Here is a 22,724-nt window from a genome sequence, read left to right as displayed (position 1 = left end):
ATTTGAATATTAGATGAAAAAAGTTTTATTGTTCGGCGCCACGGGTATGGCCGGACATGTAGTCTATTATTATCTTCAGAGTACAGGCAAATATGATATCTCCAATGTGGTTTATCGTACTCCTTTGACTGAAGATAGTATAATTGTTGATGTGACAAATCGTGATGCGGTCGCTGATGTGGTTCATAGAGTGCATCCGGAAATCATAATCAATTGTGTCGGTATTCTTATCAAAGGGTCTAGAGAACATCCTGATAATGCTATTTTGATAAATGCTTATTTTCCGCATTTATTAAAAAGATTGTCAGATGAAGTTGGAGCCAAGTTAATCCATATAAGTACAGATTGTGTTTTTTCGGGAAAGAAAGGAAACTATACAGAAGATGATTTTCGTGATGCTGATGATGTGTATGGCCGGAGTAAAGCTTTGGGCGAAATCATTAATGATAAAGATTTGACGATTCGTACTTCTATTATTGGCCCGGAATTGAAAGAAAATGGTGAAGGGTTATTCCATTGGTTTATGCATCAATGTGGAGAAATAAATGGTTTTAGGACGGCAATATGGGGTGGCGTGACCACTTTGGAATTAGCAAAAGCCATTGACTTTTCTCTGGATAATGGAATAGTCGGTTTGATTCATCTGAGCAATGGGGTGGGAATATCAAAATTTGATTTGCTGAATTTGTTTAAGGAGATATGGGGGAAGGATACTGTGATAAAACCGTATGATGGAAATGAAGTTGATAAATCAATTGAAAAGTCTCTTCGCCTAGATTATGAAGTTCCAAGTTACCGACAAATGTTAGTTGAGCAATTTGAAATGATGAAAAGTTATTCTAATTTGTATTCAGCTTATTAAGCTATGAAGAAAATATTGGTGGTTTCTTCTGTATATCCTCCTGAGCCTGTTATTTCTGCAAAAGTATCGTTTGATATTGCACGAAAATTGGCGGAATCAAATAGAGTTACGGTAATTTGTCCACACCCTTCACGTCCCTTGGGATATGAGTTTGGCAAGATTGTTGATGAAGAAAAAATTGAGAGAATAGTATTGGATAGTTATGTATACCCCAAGTCTAATTTTGTAGGACGTTTTAAGGAGAGCTTTAGTTTTGGTAAAGCTGTTAGTCGATATATCACATTGCATAGAGAGGATATTTTAATTATATATATGGTTACATGGCCTTTTGGTGCAACTTATATCCCAATTAGGACTTCGCGGAAAAATAATATCCCAATAATAGTTAATATAACAGATATCTATCCTGAATCAATGACCTCAAGATTAGGAATAATGGGAAAAATTCTGGAGTATCCTTTAAAAAAGATAGATTCATATTATCTTAGAAAGGCAACTTCAATTATATCTGTTTCTGAATTAACTAAGATTTTTTTGGAGAAGACAAGGCAACTGCCTGCTAATAGAGTACAAACAGTGAGAGTATGGCAAGAGGATAGCATATTTAATGCAAAATATAAGAAACAGTACGAAGATTTCATATTTATGTTTGTAGGAAGTATTAGTCCTGCAGCAAATGTTCCTTTTATAATAGAAGTATTTAAATCGTTGAATCTTAATCGCGCCAAACTATTTATAGTAGGTGATGGATCGGAAAAAGAGGAATGTTTGAGATTGTCTAAAGGGTATAATAATATATGTTTTTCTTCAGTAGCACCGGAGAAAGTCCCTGAAATACAAGCTCAGGCAGATGTGCTATTATTGACTCTCAAATCAGGTGTAGGTAGAACTGCCAGTCCCTCTAAACTTCCTGCTTATATGTTCTCATCTAAGCCTGTAATTGCTAGCTTAGATAAAGATAGTGATGCTGCAAGTATTATTGAGAGTGCTGGATGTGGTTATGTTTGTGAATCTAATGATTTTATGGGTTTTCAGGCTTTGCTAAAAAAAATGATTGAAGTTCCTGAATGTGAGCGAACTCGAATGGGGCTAAATGGTAAAATATATGCTCAGAATTATTTGTCTAAGCAGGTTAATCTTGATAAAATAGTACATATTATTTTGAGTTCTATAAAATCGTGAGTATGTTGAATGTACGAAAGGCCTTAATTAATGATGTAAACACAATCGTTACTATTCATTGTGATGCTTTTACTGATTTTTTTTTAACTAATCTTGGTTCTAACTTTTTGTCTTTTTATTATTCGTGCTTTATTGAAAGTAATGAAGGACTTGTTGTTTGTGTAGAAGAAGATGGGAAGATAATAGGTTTCGCAGCAGCTACTAAACGGTGTAAAGGCTTTAATGCATCTTTGATAAAAAATAATATTGGTCGTTTTATTAGACTTTCTTTAGAGTTGTCTTTATCCAATCCTAAGGCACTAATCAGATTGGTTAGAAATCTAACGAAGACCAATAGTCGTGTGCTTGATAAAGGAGAATATGCGGAATTATATTCCATTGCAGTAAAGAGAGAAGGGCAAGGAAGAGGCCTAGGCAAAAGGCTTTTATTAACAATTGAAGAGATGTTAAAGGCTGATAATATTAATCAGCTATCATTGACTACCGATTATTATGGTAATGAGTCAACTATAGCTTTTTACAAATCAATGAATTTTAATGTGCTTTATGAATTTATTGCTTATCCAAAACGTAGAATGTATCGCTTTATAAAAAAATATGATTAGTTATTGGTCGTTGCATTTAGATAATGATTAATTATTCAAAACGGAATACTAACATTTTAATTATAGATTATTCATGAAAATTCCATTTTCGCCCCCTTATATTGACGAGGCGGTTATCAACGAAGTCGTTGATTCGTTACGTTCCGGCTGGATAACTTCCGGTCCTAAAGTAAAAGCATTGGAAGAAGAAATAAAAGTATTCTCTAATGCAAAAGAAGTGCTTTGTGTAAACTCATGGACTTCGGGAGCCATTATGATGCTTCGCTGGTTGGGAGTAACAGCTGAAGATGAAGTAATTGTGCCGGCGTATACATATAGTGCTACGGCATTAGCAGTCCTTCATGCAGGTGCAAAGCCTGTTATGGTAGATTCCGGAGAGGATTTCAATATCTCTGTGGATGCTATTCGAAAAGCAATTACGCCAAGGACCAAGGCTATTATTCCGGTAGATATTGCGGGCTTCCCTTGTGATTACGACCGTATCATGAGACTCGTTAATGAACCGGAAATACGCAATCTGTTTCAGGCGACGTCATTGGTACAGGAAAAATTGGGACGTATCCTTGTTATGAATGATGCGGCCCATTCTTTGGGAGCTTATTACAGCAAGAATCAGCGTACAGGGTGCGAAACGGATATTGCTATCTTCTCTCTTCACGCCGTAAAGAATGTGACGACGGCCGAAGGAGGAGCCATCTGCCTGAATTTGCCCGAACCGTTTGATAATGCGGAACTCTACAAAGAATTGCGTATGATGAGTTTGAATTGTCAAACTAAAGATGCTTTTTCCAAATCCAAAGCCGGCGGTTGGCGTTATGACATAGTCGGTCTGGGAATGAAAATAAATATGGCTGACGTAAATGCTGCTATCGGTTTGGCTCAGATACGGGAATATCCTGAACTACTGAAAGAACGTAAAAGAGTATTCAATACCTATTCTAAAGCATTTGCTGATTGTGATTGGGCTATTTTGCCTCCTTCTGAAGATGGAGAAAAAGAAAGCTCATATCATATCTATGCATTGCGTATCAAAGATTTCACAGAGGAACAGCGTGATCGTATGATTGATGAAATCGCGAAAAGCGAGGTTGCCGTGAACGTTCATTTTATCCCGATGCCGATGCTTTCCTTCTTCAGCTCATTGGGATATGATATAAAGAACTATCCACAAGCTTATGAGAATTTTAAAGGTGAAATCTCCTTGCCCATTTATCCACAGTTGGATGAAGAAAAGCTGGACTTTATAATCAAAGCTGTAAAAGATGCATACCTTAAAGTGACTGTTGATAGGTGATGATTCGTTTTTTTGATATTTTATTTTCCTTTCTGGGCATTCTATTCTTATCTCCTGTTTTCCTTTTCCTGTATATTGCTATCCGTCTGGAAAGTAAAGGTGGTGGTTTCTATAAACAGTTACGTGTGGGACGTGGAGGGGCGGATTTTTATGTCTATAAGTTCCGCTCAATGCGTATAGGAGCTGATAAGCAAGGTCTGATAACTGTAGGCGGACGAGATCCCCGGATTACCCGTATCGGGTATTTTATCCGCAAATATAAATTAGATGAACTACCTCAGTTATTCAATGTACTGAAAGGTGATATGAGCCTGGTAGGCCCGCGTCCGGAGGTTCGTAAATATGTGGAACACTACACTGAAGAACAGCGGAGAGTGTTGTCTGTTCGCCCGGGAATTACGGATTATGCATCTATAGAATATGTAGATGAAAATACGATTTTAGGACAGGCTGAGGATGCGGACAAGGTATATGTAGAACAAATACTACCGGATAAAATATGCTACAATATGAAATATATAGAGCATCGTTCGGTGAAGGAATATTTCAAGATTATATTTCTGACTATATGGAGTATTGTACATTGATCAAATCAGTAATAAAGGTTATGAGATGGTTGTTTATTCCATATTATGTTTGGAAAAAGTAGTTTAAAATAAGATATAGAAAAGGTCGAAGCTCAGTTTCGGCCTTTTTTTATTCTTTCAACACTGACGCTTGTGACAACCTCAAACTACTCACCACCGCCGCAATTAGCGCAAATACACTCCCTGTTATCAAGCATACTTCCGTACTTTTGCTTCCTACCACCCAACTGAATAGGAGTGCTACAAGCGTAGTTCCGAGAGTCTGTCCCATAAGTCGTGCCATTCCCATCATTCCGCTGGCTCCTCCTGAACGTTTGGTCGGGGCAGATGCGATTATAGTACTATTATTCGGTGTCTGGAAAAGTCCGAAACCAATGCCGCAAAGGACTAACCGAAGGCAGATACTAAGAATGGATGACTCTGCATCCAGCATGGAGAGCGAGTAAAGCCCGATACAAAATATCCCCATACCGATACTTCCCAATATTCCCGGATGAATACGCTCCACCAGATAACCGGCAACCGGTGCGGCAAATAAAGTTGCAAGAGGCCAGGGAGTTAATAATAACCCGGTCATCACCTCGCTATGCCCCAACGTATTCTGTAGAAAGAAAGGCAATGAAATCATAGCCAGCATTTGCGCGGTGAATGAACAGATGGATGTCAGTATCGAAAGCCTGAAGATGGGAATCTTTAGCAAATCCAAAGGAAGTAGGGGAGATTCCTGACCTAATTGGCGACGTACATAGTAAGTACCTACAACAATTAATATCACTAATTGAAGTATCAGATAATCATAGCGTTCATGATGTGCAAAACCATCCAATGTATAAATCAATAATCCGAAGGTAATAGCATTGGCCACCGCACTGATAACGTCAAACTTACGTTTGGACAGTTCTTTCTGCTCAGGCAGATACTTGATTCCCAATATCAGGGCAATGATCCCCAAGGGCAAATTTATCGCAAATAACCAGTGCCAGGAAGCTATTGACAAAATACCACTGGCAACAGAAGGACCTGCTGCCGCCGATATGGCAATTACCATTGCATTAATCCCCATTCCACGTCCTATCTGTTTTTTCGGATAGATAAGACGAAGTTGGGCTGTATTTACACTGGTGATGGCTGATGCACTGAATCCCTGGAAAATACGGGCAGTTGTCAGAGTCCAGAAGGAATCGGATAAGGCACATATAAGTGATGTCACACAAAATAAAGCAATTCCGGAGAGAAATACCTTACGATATCCGAAGATTTCGCCTAATGCAGAAAAAGAAAGTAATGACACTACAATAGCCAATTGATAACCATTGACAATCCAGGTAATCACAGAGTCCGAAGTTCCAAAATCATGTGCGAGGGTAGGGAGGATTACAGTACTGATGTTGATATCAAGCACTGACATGCAGAGAGCGAATCCAATGGCCACTACCGCCCATATTCGTTGCGGAAATGGCAGCCCGTCCGTTTCGTCTATTTCCTGTGATTTTCCATCCTGAACCATATAATTTCTTTTATCTGCGAATTAAACAAAACGTTCAAACTGCTGTTCGGAAACCTGCATAAAAATAAGTTTTTTTAGAAATTGTCTCGTAGGAAAGTAATGTGGAGAAGAAACTTCTTTGTACCTTTGTGCCCGTCAATACTAAAATCAATAATAAATAATAGGATTTATGGGAGGATTTTTCGGGACAGTCTCCAAAGCGAGCTGTGTGACGGATTTATTTTACGGTACAGATTATAATTCACATTTAGGAACAAAGCGGGGCGGGCTTGCCACGTATGATGCAGAAGAGGGCATGTTTGCCCGATCCATTCATAACCTGGAGAGCACTTATTTCCGAACCAAGTTTGAAGACGAACTGGATAAGTTTAAAGGAAATGTCGGAATAGGAATCATCAGCGACACAGACCCGCAGCCCATCATCATTAACTCCCATCTCGGACGCTTTGCCATTGTAACAGTAGCCAAAATTGTGAATCTGGAAGAAATAGAAGCAGAGCTACTTTCCAAAAATATGCACTTCGCCGAACTGAGTTCAGGCAATACCAATCAAACCGAGCTTATCTCACTACTCATCATACAAGGAAAAACTTTTGTAGAAGGTATAGAAAATGTTTACCGCCGTGTCAAAGGCTCTTGCTCTATGCTGCTGTTATCAGAAGATGGCAGTATCATTGCGGCTCGTGACAAGTGGGGACGCACTCCGATTGTAATTGGCTGGAAAGAAGGGGCATACGCTGCAACCAGTGAGTCAAGCAGTTTCCCGAATCTGGATTATGAAATAGACCGCTATCTCGGTCCGGGAGAGATCGTTCGTATGACTGCCGATGGAGTGGAACAATTGCGGAAGCCGGAGGAAAAGATGCAGATTTGTTCTTTCCTGTGGGTATATTACGGTTTTCCCACTTCCTGCTATGAAGGTCGCAATGTAGAGGAAGTGCGTTTTACCAGTGGCTTGAAGATGGGGCAGAACGATGATTCTGAAGTCGATTGTGCTTGCGGTATACCTGATTCCGGTGTAGGTATGGCTCTGGGGTATGCCGAAGGAAAAGGAGTTCCTTATCACCGTGCCATTTCTAAATATACACCGACATGGCCGCGCAGTTTCACTCCCAGTAAGCAGGAGATGCGCTCATTGGTGGCGAAGATGAAACTCATACCGAACCGTGCCATGCTGGAAGGTAAGCGCTTATTGTTCTGTGACGACTCCATAGTAAGGGGAACGCAACTTCGGGATAATGTGAAGGTACTGTATGAATATGGTGCCAAAGAAGTACATATCCGCATTGCTTGTCCGCCGTTGATTTATGCTTGTCCGTTTGTAGGTTTCACGGCATCCAAGAGCCCGTTGGAACTGATTACACGTCGCGTTATAGAAGAACTGGAGGGAGATGCAGACAAGAATCTGGAGAAATATGCCACTACCGGTTCTCCGGAATATGAGAAGATGGTCAGCATTATTGCTGAGCGCTTTGGACTTACAACTTTGAAGTTTAATACCTTGGAAACTCTCATCGAGTCCATCGGATTGCCGAAATGTAAGGTTTGTACACATTGTTTTGATGGAAGTAGTTGCTTTTAAGTAACTCTAAATACTAACATTTTGTAAAAAGGGGCGTGAATTGCTTGGCAGTTCACGCCCCTTTTTCTACCTTTACGGCAGAACTATTGACTACTGTTGATAGACAATTGGTAGTTCATATTCTTAATCGTAAATTGAAAATTATTAAATCGTAAATATTATGGCTTTAGTAGAACGTTTTTTGAAGTATGTAAGCTTCGACACCCAGTCCAGTGAAGAGACAGAGGTGACTCCAAGTACTCCGGGGCAAATGGTATTTGCCAAATATCTGAAAGAAGAATTAGAGTCTATAGGTTTGGAAGACATAACGCTGGATGAGCATGGCTATTTGTTTGCCACACTTCCGGCAAATATCGATAAGCCGGTACCTACTATTGGTTTTATCGCCCACATGGACACCAGTCCCGATATGAGTGGCAAAGATGTGTCTCCTCGTATTGTTCAAAACTATGACGGTTCTGACATCGTGCTCTGTGCAGAAGAGAATGTAGTTCTTTCTCCGTCTCAGTTCCCCGAACTGCTGGATCATAAAGGGGAAGACCTGATCGTTACCAATGGCAAGACATTGTTGGGAGCAGATGATAAAGCAGGTATTGCCGAAATCGTTTCTGCGATAGTGTACCTAAAAGAGCATCCTGAAATCAAGCATGGCAAGATTCGTATTGGTTTCAATCCGGATGAGGAAATAGGATTGGGCGCACATAAATTCGATGTAGAGAAGTTCGGTTGCGACTGGGCTTACACAATGGATGGCGGTGAAGTAGGAGAGTTGGAGTTTGAAAACTTCAATGCGGCATCTGCTAAAATCACCTTCAAAGGTCGCAATGTGCATCCGGGTTATGCCAAGAATAAGATGGTTAATTCAATTCGTGTGGCCAACCGTTTCTGTGCGATGCTGCCTGCTCATGAAACACCCGAACATACCGAAGGTTACGAAGGCTTCTACCATCTCATCAGTTTTAACGGTGATGTAGAGCAGACTACAGTGGCCTATATTATCCGTGATCATGACCGTGCACGTTTCGAGAGCCGCAAGAAGAAAATAGAACGCTTTGTCAGTGAAATCAATGCCGAATATGGTGAAGGTACGGCAACACTTGAACTCCGTGACCAATACTATAATATGCGTGAGAAGATTGAACCGGTAATGCATATCATTGATACGGCTTTTGCTGCAATGGAGGCTGTAGGTGTGAAACCGAATGTGAAACCTATCCGTGGTGGTACGGATGGCGCACAGCTTTCTTTCAAAGGTTTGCCTTGCCCCAATATCTTTGCAGGTGGTCTGAACTTCCATGGACGATATGAATTCGTTCCTATCCAGAATATGGAGAAAGCGATGAAGGTCATTGTGAAGATTGCCGAACTTGTTGCTATAAAATAATTTAATACCTTAAGACATGAAAACCACTCCGTTTACAGAAAAACATATCTCGCTGGGTGCTAAGATGCATGAGTTTGCGGGATATAATATGCCGATAGAATATTCCGGTATCATTGATGAACACCTCACAGTTTGTAATGCTGTGGGTGTATTCGACGTTTCCCACATGGGAGAATTCTGGGTGAAAGGCCCCAATGCATTGGCTTTTCTTCAGAAAGTGACTTCCAATAATGTAGCTGCCCTGACTCCGGGCAAGGTGCAATATACCTGTTTTCCCAACGAAGAAGGCGGTATTGTAGATGACTTGCTGGTTTATCATTATGAACCGGAGAAATACCTGTTGGTAGTGAATGCTTCGAATATAGAAAAAGACTGGAACTGGTGCGTTTCGCACAATACCGAAGGTGCTGAATTGGAAAATGCTTCCGACCACATGGCTCAACTTGCCGTGCAGGGACCGAAAGCCATTCTTGCTTTGCAGAAACTGACGAGCATAAACTTGTCGGAACTGTCGTATTACACCTTTACGCATGGTGAGTTTGCCGGTGAGAAAGATGTGATTATTTCCAATACCGGTTATACCGGTGCAGGAGGTTTTGAGCTTTACTTCTATCCCGAAGCTGCCATGAAGATTTGGAATGCCGTGTTTGAGGCAGGAGAAGAATTTGGTATCAAACCGATTGGCTTGGGTGCACGCGATACGCTTCGTCTGGAAATGGGCTTCTGCCTGTATGGCAATGATCTGGATGATACGACATCACCTATTGAAGCCGGTTTGGGATGGATTACCAAGTTTGCTGAAGGTAAGAACTTTATCAATCGCCCGATGCTTGAAAAGCAGAAAGCGGAAGGTACTGTCCGTAAGCTGGTCGGTTTTGAAATGGTGGATCGTGGAATTCCCCGTCATGGATATGAACTGTTCAATACAGATGGTGAGGCCATTGGTGTAGTGACTTCAGGTACTATGTCGCCCACTCGCAAGATTGGTATCGGTATGGGCTATGTAAAACCGGAGTATAGTAAGGTAGGTACGGAAATTTGTATTGATATGCGTGGACGTAAGCTGAAAGCAGTAGTGGTTCGTCCGCCATTCCGTAAATAAGATGAGTTGGAAATCACCACAGATTATACAGATTAAAAGCAAATGATAATTATCAATATAAATATCTGTGTAAATCCGTGTAATCTGTGGTGAAAAAGACTTTATAATATTCTTTCCTTTATAATCTGTTGATCTTATCTAATAATTGATTGGCCCAGGCTATTTCTTTGCTTGTCCATTCTTCCTCTTCTCCTTGCATCCCTTGTTCCTGATACCGGGAAAGTAATCCCAGATATTCCTTCAATGTGCCGGCGGCTTTAGCCTGTTTATTCATGCGCATTAGCAATAGAATCTCCTGTTTATATATGTCAAGATTCGGACTGTCTCCTGCTAATTCTTTGGCTTTCCAAAGCAGGGCGGCACATTCTTCGTTTACCTCTTCTGTGTTGTAAAGTGCCATCCGTGATTTTGCTAAGATAACGTAATCATGGTCGGTGGCCAGATTGTTATTGATATTCTTCTGTATTAATCTTCCGGCTTCTTCATACCGTTGGTCTGCCATATTCATGGCTGCGTTGAAAGTCACTACATCTGATGTCGCTTTGAGATAAGGATGGCTGATTTGGTTTTCCGCCTGGCCGGCTTTGTCTATTCGCTTTTTCAGGTTGTCGATGCTGCCGTAGCGAAGCAGCTTATGACCGCGTTGCTGTATATTATAGTACCCGATGACTTTGGAAAGTGCAGACGCCAATCCATCGGGATTCATCCCCTTGAATTCCAATAACTCACGTGCAACCCGGTCGGCTGCGTATTCCTGGTTATTCTTGTAATTCATTCCCAGGCGATTCACTACATTTACATTCAGCAGGGCGGCAACGCTTCCGATGCTGGCAACAGCGCCTACACCTAAAGCTGTATCGTCGTCATCCCAGTATGCCACTTCCAGGGCTACTTCGGCAGTGACGGCAAGAACCGTTCCCCAAAAAGCTGCCCGCTTGGCACGGCGTTCAGCACGATAGATGTTATTAATCTGATGGTCCAGTACGAAATGAGACATCTCATTGGCAATAATGGCGGCAAGTTCATCCTCCGAATCAAGTGTGCAGAGCAGACCGGTACTAATCAGCATTGTGCCGTTGGGCAGCATGTAAGCATCCGGTTCGGGCGACTGGATGACACGTACATTCAACCGTTCGCTGCGGTTAGGATCTATGCCGGTGGCAGTCAGTTTCGCAAAGATATTCTGTACGTATGAAGTGATGAAATCATCCTCATAGCCGATCTCTTCCAACTTATACAGGTAATCCCGACATTCTTCGTCCACTTCCTTGCGCAACTTAGAGTTATATCCGCGTTCGCTGAAATACTCATACAGATGTTGTTTCAGATAAGTTTGCTGCCAAAACTCCTGATTGGTTTCGGGGGGTGAGAGTTTAATGGTCTTCAGGGCAGAAGAAGGTACTGCGAATTGCATACCGTTGATTTCGGTTGCATAGAAAACATCGGGGCCTGGTTGTTCTGCCGATTTCATTTTCACTACCTTGCGGATCACTACGGGAGTGCCGGCAGGAAAATTCTCATACTGTTGTTGTAGTTCGCCTTTTATGGCAATCGGGCCGCTCAAGTCTTTCTGTCTGGCAGCAAATCCTGCCGTGGAGAGGAGGACGGCGAGGATAACGAAAGTGATAAGACGTTTCATATGGATTACGTTTATGGTTTGTACAATTGACTTGCAATCAAAATTGCTGATACAAAAATAGGAAAGAGTTTTCTCTCTTTCCCGCTCTTTTCCCTACAAAGTGATAGGGAATTTCCTATAATAAAAAAGGGAAGACTTCGTGAAAGTCTTCCCTTTTTTTAACTTCAAAAGAAGTCAATTTTATTTCTTCTTACGGTCACCGTAGCGGCTCATGAACTTATCAACGCGACCAGCTGTATCCACCAATGTAGATTTACCAGTATAGAACGGGTGAGAAGTGTTAGAGATTTCCATCTTTACCAATGGATAAGTTTCACCTTCAAACTCGATGGTTTCTTTCGTATTTACGGTTGAACGAGACAAGAACATGTCACCATTAGACATATCTTTGAATACTACCGGACGGTAATTTTCAGGATGAATACCTTTTTTCATTTCAATATTTGTTTTTTTAATTATTATATTCGGTTACTATTTTGGTAATAAATAGTGTAATGGTCTTATTTTTCAGAGCGCAAAGATAGTGCAAGTCGCAGATAATACAAAATAAATTCAGATTTATTTTTGCTTAAGGTGCAGTCTATCTTAGTTTAAAGGCAGTACATTTCTCCGAATTAGAAAAAAGTTCCCTCAAAAAATAGGTTTATCGCTTTTTATTTCAGATTTTTGCATGGTATTTTAATTTATATTCAGCATGAAGAAGCTACTTTTCTTAATTTCCCTATGGCTCTGCGTCACTACGGCAGGTGCCCAGCAGAACGAGCGGGATCTGTATAGTGTTGCGTTTTATAATCTTGAGAACCTGTTTGATACGATTCATGATGCAGGTAAGAACGACCTTGAATTTTTGCCTTCCGGCAGTTATGCATGGACGGCTGAGAAGTATGAGGCCAAGTTGAAGAACCTTGCCAAAGTCCTGAGTGAAGTATCGCGCGACCGCGTACCTGAAGGACCCGCCGTTATCGGTGTAGCCGAAGCTGAAAACAACCGGGTACTGACAGATTTGGTAAGCCAGCCGGCTATATCCAACTATAAATTCGTGCATTACGAAGGTCCGGATAAACGGGGCATTGATTGCGCTTTGCTTTATGATCCGGAACAGTTCACTGTAACCAATTCCAAACTGGTGCTTTCCACCCCTTTTGAGGGGGACACTGTGCACCTGACGCGTGGTTTCCTTATTGTAGACGGACAGATGGCAGGTGAACGCGTTTGTTTCATCGTCAATCACTGGCCTTCCCGTGGAGCTAAGTCTCCGGTACGTGTACATGCGGCCAAGCAAGTACGGGCATTGACAGATTCCCTGATGCGTACGGACAAGAAACTGAAGCTGATAGTCATGGGAGATATGAACGACGATCCCATGGACGAAAGCATGGCTACACTGGGTGCACGCAAGTATGCAAAGCAGGTGAAGAAGGGGGAATTCTATAATCCCTGGTGGGAAACCCTTGAAGATAAAGGTGTGGGAACATTGCTCTATCGTGGCAAGTGGAATTTGTTCGACCAGATTGTAGTCTCCCGTCCTTTGCTGAAAGCCAAGAAAGGTTTGAAGTACGATCATAATGAAGTCTTTATCCGTGAATATCTCTTTCAGCAGGATGGCAAGTATAAAGGTTCTCCCTTGCGCACACACGGCGGACGTGTCTGGCTGAATGGCTATAGTGACCATTTGCCTACTATTATTTATTTGAAAAAGTAATATATAATAATGTGTAAACGAAGACCGGGAAGCTAAACTTGCTTTCCGGTCTTTTTGTTATATAATAGAAGGTATGCAGAAGTGGCTGATAAAGGCTACAGATGAAAAGAGTTTGTAACGTAGAGATTACAATATTCTGTTAAAATCATCCAATAGCTTTAAAATAGAATTGTTTTGACGGGTGGATGGCTATATTTTATTCCCGACCTGTTCTTACTTTTGGAAGATAATGACTACTTTTGCGTAGAATTTTTATTCACTAACAATAAACTTTAAACAAAATGGTTAATTACAAAGATTTGGGTCTCGTAAATACAAAAGAAATGTTTGCGAAGGCTATCAAGGGTGGATATGCAATCCCTGCATTCAACTTCAACAATATGGAACAGATGCAGGCTATCATCAAAGCTGCAGTTGAGACAAAGTCTCCGGTTATCCTTCAGGTATCTAAAGGTGCCCGTCAGTATGCTAACGCTACATTGTTGCGTTACATGGCTCAGGGTGCTGTAGAATATGCAAAAGAATTAGGCTGCGCTCATCCTGAAATTGTTCTTCACCTTGACCATGGAGATACTTTCGAGACTTGCAAAAGCTGTATCGACTCAGGTTTCTCTTCAGTGATGATCGACGGTTCTCACCTGCCTTACGAAGAAAACGTTGCTTTGACGAAGAAGGTGGTTGACTACGCTCACCAGTTTGATGTAACTGTAGAAGGCGAACTTGGCGTATTAGCCGGTGTAGAAGATGAAGTTTCTGCTGAACACCATACTTATACTGACCCTGAAGAAGTTATCGACTTTGCTACTCGCACAGGTTGTGACTCTTTGGCTATTTCTATCGGTACTTCTCACGGTGCATACAAGTTCAAACCCGAACAGTGCCATGTAGATCCGAAAACTGGTCGTCTGGTACCTCCTCCTTTGGCATTCGAAGTATTGGATGCTGTAATGGAGAAACTTCCGGGATTCCCCATCGTACTGCACGGATCTTCTTCAGTTCCTCAGGAAGAAGTTGAAACCATCAACAAATATGGTGGCAAGCTGGAAGCTGCTATCGGTATTCCCGAAGATGAATTGCGCAAGGCTGCTAAATCTGCAGTTTGCAAGATCAACATCGACTCAGACTCTCGTTTGGCTATGACTGCTGCGGTTCGCAAGGTATTTGCTGAAAAACCGGCAGAGTTTGACCCGCGTAAATATCTTGGTCCGGCTCGTGACAATATGGAGAAACTGTACAAGCACAAAATCCTTAACGTGCTTGGCTCAGACAACAAGCTGGCTGAATAATCCACAGTTCTTTGGAATATGAATAGAAGGCTGCCCTTTCAACGGGGTGGCCTTTTTTGTGATATTTTTAGTAATCAAGACTGGTTCCCATTTCCGGAGCAAGGCAGCATCTCGGGTCCGGATAGTCCCAACACTCTTTGCCGTATGCCTTGATGATGTCACTCCAACATCGGTTTCCATATCCGAAGCATTCTTCAAAATAGGTGCAGGCTCTGCATTTGCTTTGTCTGCTGAGGTCTTTGCGTGAAAGGTTGCAGAGATGTAATGCTTCCGGAGACTGCCAGATCTCTATTAAGCCGGATTTCTTAGCATCCCCGATGATGAAACGGGGATTCCAGTAAAGTTGTTCGCAGATAGTAACCTTTCCGTCCGGAAGAATAAATAAATGGCTGTTCAGCGCGGAGCAGACGGCGCCGTTGAAGTGCATACTTCCTCCTTCATCTGTATAATATTGCTTTTCTATGGCACTTTGGTTCAGGATAATCCGGAAATGCGCATTGGGTACGACCGATTCTCGAAGAAATCTGAAAATATCACTGATCTGCTGGCGGGAAGGTTTTAAATCCGCAAAACGCGGATAGTTTGTTGCTGTGGAATTGCTGACAGGTGTAAGGCGCCAGTCATGCAGGTTTTTCAATGTGGATAGAAAGCGGAACAGATCGGTCAGGGTTCGAGGGGCACAATTGTAGGTGGTAAGGACGGAAGACACCTGATAAGGCAGCCCGCTTTGATCCAGCATCCGGAGTCCACGCATCATTTCCGAGGCGTAGGAACTGTCGACGGATAAAGACTGTACCAATACCGATGTATCGATGGCATCCAGTGATACTTGTATCAGATTCTTATAATGGGTTTGTTTTAGCTTTCGCAGACATTCTGCGGTAAACGGTATTTTGGTAGAAATAAATTCCGGTTCTATGCCGTGCCTTACCAGTTCCGCCAGAATAATGTCCCAATCCTTATGCAGGAAGATTTCCCCGCCTATCAGGTTGAATTGTTGCACAGGTAGTTCTGCCGCTTCCCGTATCAATTCTAAAATGCGGGAGGTGGGCAACCTGTTTTGCACTTGCGTGCGGGTATCGGCATAGCAATACCGGCAGTGCGTCATACAGCGGTTGGTCAGCATCAGCGTCAATAGCAACGGACCGGAATATAACCGTCTGGTACACGTGTCGACGGTCATTCCTGTAGGAGTGCAGGGCGGTAATTTCTGAAAACAATATTCCGTTCCTGCCTTTTCCACTGGTATAATCAATTGCCTGGGGAAACATATTCTCTTTCCGTGCCATGTCGTGAAGAATGCTTCCCGATTTTCCATGAAAGGGCGTATCAGCCTTTCCGCTTTCGATGCGTCACAGTGAAAGAAAAGGGCCAGCAATGGCCAGTTCTCATTCAGGCTTCGTTCGTGCGTGAAGAAGCTGAGCATGGCCGCATGGGCGGGATGTATGAATGACATCCAGTTTGGTGAGGTGTTTCCCTTTCGGTTTGCTTTGGAAAATAGAACAAAACGATGTATATCATCTCTCAGCCCGTAATCAGGATTGAGCACATAGACATCACTCATCCCTGATGGATTTGTCGCCGGTGCTTTCATTGAAAGTAGCGCCTGTGAAGCATCCCAGCCCGCAACTTTCCTGCTGCTTGTCGTCTATGCCACCTTGCAGGTCGAACAATTCGTCCATATTCAGCAATTCTTCTTGAGAATAGTTCTCATCTTGAGGTGTTCCCTGACGTTGGTTGTCACCTTTAGCGGAATTTTTAGTTTTCATGATGTTGATTATTTAGAGGTTAATTGATAAAGCGGGGTGAATATGCGGCTCAGTATGCTCCGGTCCGATGTGATGATTTCGGCTTTCCCGGATAGACCTATCTCATACTCTATTTCATCTTTGGTTGTGGTGTTCAGTCCATAGGGGAAATTGATTTCCACTGCGTAGTTTTTGCTGTAAGGAACGTAGGCGATGGAAGCCACTTCGCCGGTGAGGTATCCGTAAGTATGTACCGGATACTTCTTCAAAGCGATGTTCACTTTATCTCCGGTCCGTATTTCCGCAACCTCTTCCTGCGAGAGCTTGACGCGTCCTGTAGGCTGCCCTTTCTGTTCCGATACTACGGAGCATACGGTGTCACCTTCATTTATCACATTGCTTATTCCCCAGCTTTTCCCCAGAATCACGGTTCCGTTGCTGCTGCTTTTAATCAGGTATCTGGCTTCCCACATCTTCAGGCTGTTAATCATGTTCTCGTATGCCAGTTCCAGTGTTCTCCGGTTTAGTGCCATTTCTTTTTTATGTTCCATTCTCAGGTCGAAGAGTTGGCGCCTGACACTCAGAATATTCATTTCATTCTTTTCGGGCTGTTTCTCCAGTATGGCCAATTCCTCTTTCAGGAATTTTTCTTTCTGCCGGAAGATGTCGAATTCATCATAAATCATGCACGTACGCACGGCATCTGTGAATTGTCCGTAAGCTCCGGTCATTTCACCCATGATGAGGTCGAACGGAAAACGGCTCAGGTACTTTATCTCGTTGGTGCGGTAATACGCCTCCACGTCTCCCAGCACACGGCTGAATTTCTTCACATCCTCCATAGAGGCTGCATTACGCAGAATACCCAACGTATCGTTGCGCTTCACCCGCTGCCGGTCTTCCACGAAGAACCGGTCTATGATTCCCGACTGTCCCACCGTTATCCATGCTGTTTTTGATAAGTCGTCGATGGTAACGCCTGTCTTCACGGTGTCCGGATAGGAGAACAGGGCGGCGAAGATGATTAATAATCCGATAAGCCCGTAGATGATATGGCTTCCCGTATGTATCAGCCAGTTGGGCATATCGCCCAGTATGTCGTTATTTTCACGGTTGTACAGTTCCACTTTGTCCGCTTCCTTGTCTTCCGGTTTGTAGATTTCTTCCATGCGTGCTCCTCCATTTTTAGGCGTTCAGTTCCAGTTGGTTTTTCACTAAGCGGTAGTAATCTCCCTGTTGGGATATCAGCGAGTCGTGGTTACCCTGTTCGGTGATGTTGCCATCCTTTAGCACTACAATCTGGTCGGCATTGCGCACGGTGCTGAGGCGGTGGGCTACGATCACTACTGTACGGTCTTTGAAGAACTGGTCCAGATTCCGCTGGATTGTTTTCTCATTGTCCGTGTCCAGTGCATTGGTAGCTTCGTCAAAGAAGAGGTAATCGGGGTTGCGGTAGATGGCTCTGGCTATCAGTATCCGCTGCTTCTGTCCCTGGCTCACACCTTGCCCGGTGTTGCCTATCCGGGTGTTGTACTTCAGGGGAAGGGTCTCGATGAAGCTGCGTATATTCGCCATGTCTACGGCATAAAGCAGTTTCTTTTTGTCCACGGTGTCATCTTCGGGAGCGATGTTGTTGGCTATGGTGTCGTTGAAGATAAATCCTTCCTGCATGACGACCCCGCAGTGCTTGCGCCATTGCTTGAAGCTCAGGTCTTGCAACGACTGCCCGCCTATGCACACCTTTCCTTCCGTGGGCGGATAGAAACCCAGCATCAGTTTTATCAACGTTGTTTTTCCGCTTCCACTTAGCCCTACGATGGCGGTAGTCTTTCCGGCCGGAATGTCCAGTGATACCCCTTTGATAATCTTCTTCGATTTTTCCGAACCGTACGTGAAGAACACATCTTGCAGTTGTATGGACTGGTTGCCGGATATCTGTTCGTCGCTGTCCGGTCCCTTGTCTTCCTCCTCGTTGGGCTTGCTGTGTATCTCTCCCAACCGTTCCAGACTGAGTTGGGCGTCCTGCGCTTGCTGCATGAAGGATACGAACTGTTCTATCGGGCCTTGCATCTGACCAATGATGTACTGTATGGATAACATGATACCCAGTGTGATGTCTCCATTCAGTACGGCGGTGGCGGAGAGCACGGTAATCAGTATATTTTTCACCTCATTGATGAGCACGGCGCCCACTTGCTGCCATTGCCCCAGATTGAGCGATTTGATGTTGATATGAAACAGGGAAGCCTGTATGTTTTCCCATTCCCATCTTTTCTGCTGTTCGCATCCCAGCAATTTGATGTCCTGCATACCGTATATCATTTGCATCAGGTTGTCCTGATTGACGGACATCTGTTCGAAGTTCTTCCGGTTGAGGTCGGCACGCTTGCGCATGAAGAGCTTCACCCAGCCTACGTAGAGGATGCTGAAAAGGAGAAAGAGGAGGAAAATCTTCAGGTTGTACACGGCAAGCACTCCACCGAAGATGATGATGGTGATAGTTGCAAACAGAATGCTCAGCACAGACTGGGTGAGGAACATCTCTATACGTTTATGATCTTCGATGCGGCGAATCAGGTCGCCGGCCAGCTTGCTGTCAAAGAATCGCATGGGCAGGCGCATCAGCTTGACGAGGAAGTCCGATATCAAGGCTACATTGACGCGCGTACTGATGTGCAGCAAGATACAGCGTCGTATGACCTCAATCAGTGTGCGGCTGAATACCAGCATCAGTTGGGCCGCTAATATCAGTTGAATAAAGTTCAGGTTACGATGCCCGATACCCTGGTCTACGATGGTTTGCGTCAGGAAGGGGAAAGCGAGTTGCAATACACTGCCTGCCAACAGGCCTATAATCAACTGGACTATCATCTTCCGGTAAGGGTGTACGTAGCGCAGCAGATGCCATAGCGATATGCCTTCGTACTTGATGGGAGTTGTGTCATAGAATTGAGGGGTTACCTCAAGCAGCATGGCTATTCCTTTCTCTATGCCTCCCTGCGAGGTGCTTATCCAGCATTTCTTCAGTTCCTCTTCTTCATATTTCAGTAATCCGTAAGCCGGATCGGCAATATAAAAGTAAGTTTTCCCTTTCTTCCGGACGATTTTGTAGAGCACCACAAAGTGTATCTGATTCCAGTGCAGTATGCAAGGTAGCCTGGACTGCTGTTTCAGCTTGTCGATGGTGGTACGAATGCCTGTGGCACGCATACCTATGCTGGTGGCCGCTTCACTGATACCCTGCATATTCACTCCGGTGCGTTGTATGAATGATTGCTCACGCAGTTGCTGCACGGAGAATTTCTTTCCGTGATATCTGGCTATCATTCGCAGGCACGAGGGGCCGCAATCCATGCCGTCCAGTTGTTTATAGAAAGGGAATTTCATAGCAGGCTGGTTTTATTGATTCTGAAATAGCTGGCAATTGTTGCAACATTCTCCACCCATCAGGGCGCAGAAATCCTTCTCTCCATAGTAGTATGTCTGGCTATAGCAGCTATAGAGTATTTCCAACATCAAGTCTTTGCGCAGGAAGGTTAGATATTCGAAGAGGGCGGATCGGGATAGATTCAGCTTTTGAGCAAATACTTCCGGTGTACCTGTACGTCGATGTGCAATCAGCGTATTCATATAAATGATTTTCTGTAAGTCGACATTTTTCATAATGGTGTGTTTTTAGTATTGAATAAGAAGGGGTAGAAAAGAAAAAGGAGAGGCTTCATAAGTCTGTCTCTCCTTTTCCATAACTATAGCTGAAATGTACCTTGTAAGTAACCACCGTAATCATTGCTGATTTCAATCGTGTAACTACCTTGAGGTAAGCTGTCGAGAGGAATGGAAACAAAAGATGTTTCGGGTGCTGCAATATCACACAGCCATACGGATTGGCCATTAGCGTTGACAATGGTGATATTTATGTCATAGTCAGGGGAGGCGCATTTCAAAGTTAGTTGGTCATCGCTGACGGAGGCGGTGAAGGGGATAGGAGAGAGGCTTCTTACTAATGTCCATTCTCCTCCAAAAATTATCTCTGATTCAGTATAAGAACCTCTGATTTCTGCCTGTATTGGCTGCATTGGCAAGCTACTTATAATAAAGAGCATGCAGATTGATAAATAACATACATAGTTTCTCATAATTGTTTGTCTTTTGATTTTCTGAAAACAAATTTAGCGGTTAATTATTGAATTGTTATGGACACAATATGGACATGTTGATCTTGATAACTCGCTAATAAATAGAAAAGTATGAAAAAACTTTTATTCGAATCTGGACATGCTATGATTTAATACTCCCATATCCAGATATCAATGAGTTGTGATTTGTCGAAGTTGTCTCCAAGTTCCTTTATGATTTGCTCTTTTATCCGTTGTTTCCGTTTAGAGACAGAGGCCGGAGAAATATTCAGTATCTTTGCTATGTCAGATACAGTAATGCGCAACTTTATAAGGCAACATACTTGCAGGTCATTATTGGTAAACGATGGGAATTGTTCTTTTAGGCGGAGAGTGAAGTTGTTGTATAGCTTATTTATATTTTCTTCCACTTCTGCCCATTGAACGATTGTGAGTTGTTTGGGTGATTTTATGAGAGAATCCAACGGTTTTATATATGGAATTAGTAATTTGCACAGGAATTCTTCGCGGTTACGCAAGCGTGTATTTTCTTCTGCCATAACATCGAAAGACATTAATTGCGTTTTGAGTTTTCCTTGCATGTTTTGTGAATATTCAGCCATGTTCTGTTGTAGTAGAATAGTTTCTTTTTGTAGATTCTCATTCCTTTTTTTGAGTTCATTCAATCCGTTTTGTTGCTCCATCATTGTTTCATGCAATCCTTCGTTTGCAGCCAACTGCTCAGAGAGTTGCATTATATGTACTCTATTCTGCGCCATTTGCATTTCATTTTCATGTATTTGCAGGCTGTAGATACGAAGCTGTTCTTCCTGCATCTGGATAGTACGTTCTTTTTGTATCAACTTACGCTGATAGAGGAAAATGAGGCATGCTATGACTATTACTATAAATAATAGAATATATAAGTTGTTTCGTATAATCTGCTCGTTTTCTATTTGCAATGTTTTTTTTTCGTTCAGTAGCTTTTCATGATCATACTTTTCTTTCATTGCTATGATTTCTTTGCCATGTTTTATTTGGGTAATTGAATCTATACATGTGTAGAACTTATCACAATATGTCATTGCTTTAGCATAATTCTGGGGTATAGTACGATTTAAATAATATAGTGATTGATATGCGCCACATACTGTATATATATTGTTTGATGTGGCAGCTCTGTTAAGATAGTATTGAGCGGAGTCGTTCATGTTTAGTTGCCGATAGATATCTCCCACTGTTAAGTAGTTTTGTAGAGATTCTTTCTTTTCGTTTATTCGTAGTGCTTCCAAGGCGTATATAAGAGCTTCTTTATAATTTTTTAAAAAAACTCTATAAACAACTGCAAGCTCATTCAATGCAATAGTTATAGACGTTTTATCATCTATTTCTCTTGCGACTTCTAATGCTTTTTTATAATAACTGATGGATTTGTCTGCATCTGGTTTTATAGAATATGCTCTACCTAAATATGATAAAGATAGAGATATGTATGCTTTATTTTTAGATAACTGGGCAAAATTTTGTGCTTTCTGAAAGGCATCAATTGCATAATCGGGTAAGGAGCGAAACACATATATTTCTCCTATTCCGGCATATATAAAATATGCCAATTGATAATCTTCCGTCTTTTCTATCTCTGTAGCAGCTTCTAAATAATATTTCAGAGCAGTTTCAGCGTCGTGTTTTTCATCATTATGATATATACCTTCCAAATATCCTGCAAGTGCTTTTCTCTGTGGATTTTCTTTTTGTTGAAAATACTTATAGCCAATTGATATTAAGCTGTCAGATTCCAATTTCACATAATTCTTTATTTTCGCTTGCGATAGTAGCAGACACCGCGTTGCATATTGATATTTATCAGTAACCTTGGGTGGTGTCATTTTTTCAAGAATATGTAGTGCGCTGTCGGGATATGCATACATACAATTTTCTGCTTGCGCCAGTTCAGGAAGTAGAGTTGGTGAAGATTCCGTGCGGGTGTTTGTGCATGATAGTACAAGTAAAATTCCCCAGATACAAACAATATATTTATTAGATAAAAGCATAGTAGTAATCTATTTGAAAGCAAAAATAAATTATTTCTTTAAAAAAGCAAAATGTTGTACTACATTCTTTCATCCGTC

Annotated in this window: 20 protein-coding genes; 10 read left to right on the top strand and 10 right to left on the bottom strand. The window is 42.3% G+C overall.

What is annotated here, in order from left to right; translation table 11 throughout:
* Positions 1-13 precede the first annotated feature (13 nt).
* The 5 genes from DW036_RS03815 to DW036_RS03795 all read left to right on the top strand — a co-directional run bounded on the left by DW036_RS03815 (position 14) and on the right by DW036_RS03795 (position 4,530).
* Positions 14-862 (top strand): SDR family oxidoreductase, encoded by an 849-nt coding sequence (locus DW036_RS03815; protein ID WP_060408596.1) that lies wholly within the window; start codon positions 14-16, stop codon positions 860-862.
* Positions 863-865: 3 nt separating this feature from the next.
* The gene (locus DW036_RS03810) at positions 866-2,044 is read left to right on the top strand and encodes a glycosyltransferase family 4 protein (protein WP_118461418.1); all 1,179 of its coding nucleotides are present in this window, start codon (positions 866-868) and stop codon (positions 2,042-2,044) included.
* A 2-nt stretch (positions 2,045-2,046) separates the two neighbouring features.
* On the top strand, positions 2,047-2,649 hold the full coding sequence (locus DW036_RS03805) for an N-acetyltransferase (protein ID WP_117693319.1): 603 nt from the start codon (positions 2,047-2,049) through the stop codon (positions 2,647-2,649).
* 73 nt (positions 2,650-2,722) lie between these two features.
* On the top strand, positions 2,723-3,943 hold the full coding sequence (locus tag DW036_RS03800; RefSeq protein ID WP_118461416.1) for a DegT/DnrJ/EryC1/StrS aminotransferase family protein: 1,221 nt from the start codon (positions 2,723-2,725) through the stop codon (positions 3,941-3,943).
* Entirely contained in the window at positions 3,943-4,530 is a 588-nt protein-coding gene (locus DW036_RS03795; protein ID WP_118461414.1) for a sugar transferase, read from the top strand. Before DW036_RS03800 ends, DW036_RS03795 begins: the two co-directional genes overlap by 1 nt.
* A gap of 109 nt (positions 4,531-4,639) precedes the next feature.
* On the opposite strand, the gene DW036_RS03790 is transcribed toward DW036_RS03795, so the two are convergent.
* The gene (locus DW036_RS03790; RefSeq protein ID WP_118461412.1) at positions 4,640-6,037 is read right to left on the bottom strand and encodes an MFS transporter; all 1,398 of its coding nucleotides are present in this window, start codon (positions 6,035-6,037) and stop codon (positions 4,640-4,642) included.
* Positions 6,038-6,206: 169 nt separating this feature from the next.
* Here DW036_RS03790 and DW036_RS03785 point away from each other — a divergent pair, with 169 nt between their 5' ends.
* The 3 genes from DW036_RS03785 to gcvT all read left to right on the top strand — a co-directional run bounded on the left by DW036_RS03785 (position 6,207) and on the right by gcvT (position 10,105).
* Entirely contained in the window at positions 6,207-7,619 is a 1,413-nt protein-coding gene (locus DW036_RS03785) for an amidophosphoribosyltransferase (RefSeq protein WP_118461410.1), read from the top strand.
* 160 nt (positions 7,620-7,779) lie between these two features.
* Positions 7,780-9,003 carry a peptidase T gene (pepT, locus tag DW036_RS03780; RefSeq protein ID WP_118461408.1) on the top strand — a complete coding sequence of 408 codons (1,224 nt, stop codon included), beginning with the start codon at positions 7,780-7,782 and terminating at the stop codon, positions 9,001-9,003.
* Positions 9,004-9,019: 16 nt separating this feature from the next.
* Positions 9,020-10,105 carry a glycine cleavage system aminomethyltransferase GcvT gene (gene gcvT / locus DW036_RS03775; protein ID WP_118461406.1) on the top strand — a complete coding sequence of 362 codons (1,086 nt, stop codon included), beginning with the start codon at positions 9,020-9,022 and terminating at the stop codon, positions 10,103-10,105.
* A gap of 118 nt (positions 10,106-10,223) precedes the next feature.
* On the opposite strand, the gene DW036_RS03770 is transcribed toward gcvT, so the two are convergent.
* Both DW036_RS03770 and DW036_RS03765 read right to left on the bottom strand, forming a co-directional pair.
* A complete protein-coding gene (locus DW036_RS03770) occupies positions 10,224-11,744 on the bottom strand; it encodes a M48 family metallopeptidase (protein ID WP_118461404.1) in 1,521 nt (506 codons plus the stop codon).
* A gap of 180 nt (positions 11,745-11,924) precedes the next feature.
* The gene (locus tag DW036_RS03765; RefSeq protein WP_007212861.1) at positions 11,925-12,179 is read right to left on the bottom strand and encodes a type B 50S ribosomal protein L31; all 255 of its coding nucleotides are present in this window, start codon (positions 12,177-12,179) and stop codon (positions 11,925-11,927) included.
* A gap of 259 nt (positions 12,180-12,438) precedes the next feature.
* Between DW036_RS03765 and DW036_RS03760 the strand changes: the two genes are divergently transcribed.
* Both DW036_RS03760 and DW036_RS03755 read left to right on the top strand, forming a co-directional pair.
* Positions 12,439-13,446, top strand: a complete 1,008-nt coding sequence (locus DW036_RS03760; protein WP_007212862.1) for an endonuclease — start codon at positions 12,439-12,441, stop codon at positions 13,444-13,446.
* A gap of 281 nt (positions 13,447-13,727) precedes the next feature.
* Complete coding sequence (locus DW036_RS03755) at positions 13,728-14,732, top strand: class II fructose-bisphosphate aldolase (protein WP_118461402.1); 1,005 nt, start codon at positions 13,728-13,730, stop codon at positions 14,730-14,732.
* 67 nt (positions 14,733-14,799) lie between these two features.
* Here the strand turns inward: DW036_RS03755 and DW036_RS03750 are convergent, their stop codons facing one another.
* The 7 genes from DW036_RS03750 to DW036_RS03720 form a co-directional block, all read right to left on the bottom strand.
* Complete coding sequence (locus DW036_RS03750) at positions 14,800-16,296, bottom strand: radical SAM protein (protein ID WP_118461400.1); 1,497 nt, start codon at positions 16,294-16,296, stop codon at positions 14,800-14,802.
* Positions 16,289-16,501, bottom strand: coding sequence for a hypothetical protein (locus tag DW036_RS03745; protein ID WP_118461398.1), 213 nt, complete (start codon positions 16,499-16,501; stop codon positions 16,289-16,291). Before DW036_RS03745 ends, DW036_RS03750 begins: the two co-directional genes overlap by 8 nt.
* An 8-nt stretch (positions 16,502-16,509) precedes the next feature.
* Positions 16,510-17,649 carry an HlyD family secretion protein gene (locus tag DW036_RS03740; RefSeq protein ID WP_118461396.1) on the bottom strand — a complete coding sequence of 380 codons (1,140 nt, stop codon included), beginning with the start codon at positions 17,647-17,649 and terminating at the stop codon, positions 16,510-16,512.
* Positions 17,650-17,665: 16 nt separating this feature from the next.
* Positions 17,666-19,867, bottom strand: coding sequence for a peptidase domain-containing ABC transporter (locus DW036_RS03735; RefSeq protein WP_118461394.1), 2,202 nt, complete (start codon positions 19,865-19,867; stop codon positions 17,666-17,668).
* Between the two features lie 12 nt (positions 19,868-19,879).
* Positions 19,880-20,143 (bottom strand): hypothetical protein, encoded by a 264-nt coding sequence (locus DW036_RS03730; protein ID WP_118461392.1) that lies wholly within the window; start codon positions 20,141-20,143, stop codon positions 19,880-19,882.
* Positions 20,144-20,226: 83 nt separating this feature from the next.
* Complete coding sequence (locus DW036_RS03725) at positions 20,227-20,556, bottom strand: DUF3244 domain-containing protein (protein ID WP_233560284.1); 330 nt, start codon at positions 20,554-20,556, stop codon at positions 20,227-20,229.
* 209 nt (positions 20,557-20,765) lie between these two features.
* Positions 20,766-22,646, bottom strand: coding sequence for a tetratricopeptide repeat protein (locus DW036_RS03720; RefSeq protein WP_187374544.1), 1,881 nt, complete (start codon positions 22,644-22,646; stop codon positions 20,766-20,768).
* Positions 22,647-22,724 lie beyond the last annotated feature (78 nt).

It is taken from the genome of Bacteroides sp. AF39-11AC (assembly GCF_003474285.1).
Lineage (GTDB): Bacteria > Bacteroidota > Bacteroidia > Bacteroidales > Bacteroidaceae > Bacteroides.
This window is presented reverse-complemented; position numbering and strand designations above follow the sequence as displayed.

Excerpts from the sequence above, each read along its gene's own strand:
- DW036_RS03785 (WP_118461410.1), top strand. The coding sequence starts at position 6,207 with ATGGGAGGATTTTTCGGGACAGTCTCCAAAGCGAGCTGTGTGACGGAT.
- DW036_RS03810 (WP_118461418.1), top strand. The coding sequence starts at position 866 with ATGAAGAAAATATTGGTGGTTTCTTCTGTATATCCTCCTGAGCCTGTT.
- DW036_RS03735 (WP_118461394.1), bottom strand. The coding sequence starts at position 19,867 with ATGAAATTCCCTTTCTATAAACAACTGGACGGCATGGATTGCGGCCCC.
- DW036_RS03770 (WP_118461404.1), bottom strand. The coding sequence starts at position 11,744 with ATGAAACGTCTTATCACTTTCGTTATCCTCGCCGTCCTCCTCTCCACG.
- DW036_RS03745 (WP_118461398.1), bottom strand. The coding sequence starts at position 16,501 with ATGAAAACTAAAAATTCCGCTAAAGGTGACAACCAACGTCAGGGAACA.
- DW036_RS03805 (WP_117693319.1), top strand. The coding sequence starts at position 2,047 with ATGTTGAATGTACGAAAGGCCTTAATTAATGATGTAAACACAATCGTT.
- DW036_RS03730 (WP_118461392.1), bottom strand. The coding sequence starts at position 20,143 with ATGAAAAATGTCGACTTACAGAAAATCATTTATATGAATACGCTGATT.
- DW036_RS03740 (WP_118461396.1), bottom strand. The coding sequence starts at position 17,649 with ATGGAAGAAATCTACAAACCGGAAGACAAGGAAGCGGACAAAGTGGAA.
- DW036_RS03755 (WP_118461402.1), top strand. The coding sequence starts at position 13,728 with ATGGTTAATTACAAAGATTTGGGTCTCGTAAATACAAAAGAAATGTTT.
- gcvT (WP_118461406.1), top strand. The coding sequence starts at position 9,020 with ATGAAAACCACTCCGTTTACAGAAAAACATATCTCGCTGGGTGCTAAG.
- DW036_RS03720 (WP_187374544.1), bottom strand. The coding sequence starts at position 22,646 with ATGCTTTTATCTAATAAATATATTGTTTGTATCTGGGGAATTTTACTT.
- DW036_RS03800 (WP_118461416.1), top strand. The coding sequence starts at position 2,723 with ATGAAAATTCCATTTTCGCCCCCTTATATTGACGAGGCGGTTATCAAC.
- DW036_RS03765 (WP_007212861.1), bottom strand. The coding sequence starts at position 12,179 with ATGAAAAAAGGTATTCATCCTGAAAATTACCGTCCGGTAGTATTCAAA.
- DW036_RS03815 (WP_060408596.1), top strand. The coding sequence starts at position 14 with ATGAAAAAAGTTTTATTGTTCGGCGCCACGGGTATGGCCGGACATGTA.
- DW036_RS03790 (WP_118461412.1), bottom strand. The coding sequence starts at position 6,037 with ATGGTTCAGGATGGAAAATCACAGGAAATAGACGAAACGGACGGGCTG.
- DW036_RS03795 (WP_118461414.1), top strand. The coding sequence starts at position 3,943 with ATGATTCGTTTTTTTGATATTTTATTTTCCTTTCTGGGCATTCTATTC.
- DW036_RS03750 (WP_118461400.1), bottom strand. The coding sequence starts at position 16,296 with ATGAGTGATGTCTATGTGCTCAATCCTGATTACGGGCTGAGAGATGAT.
- DW036_RS03760 (WP_007212862.1), top strand. The coding sequence starts at position 12,439 with ATGAAGAAGCTACTTTTCTTAATTTCCCTATGGCTCTGCGTCACTACG.
- DW036_RS03725 (WP_233560284.1), bottom strand. The coding sequence starts at position 20,556 with ATGCAGCCAATACAGGCAGAAATCAGAGGTTCTTATACTGAATCAGAG.
- pepT (WP_118461408.1), top strand. The coding sequence starts at position 7,780 with ATGGCTTTAGTAGAACGTTTTTTGAAGTATGTAAGCTTCGACACCCAG.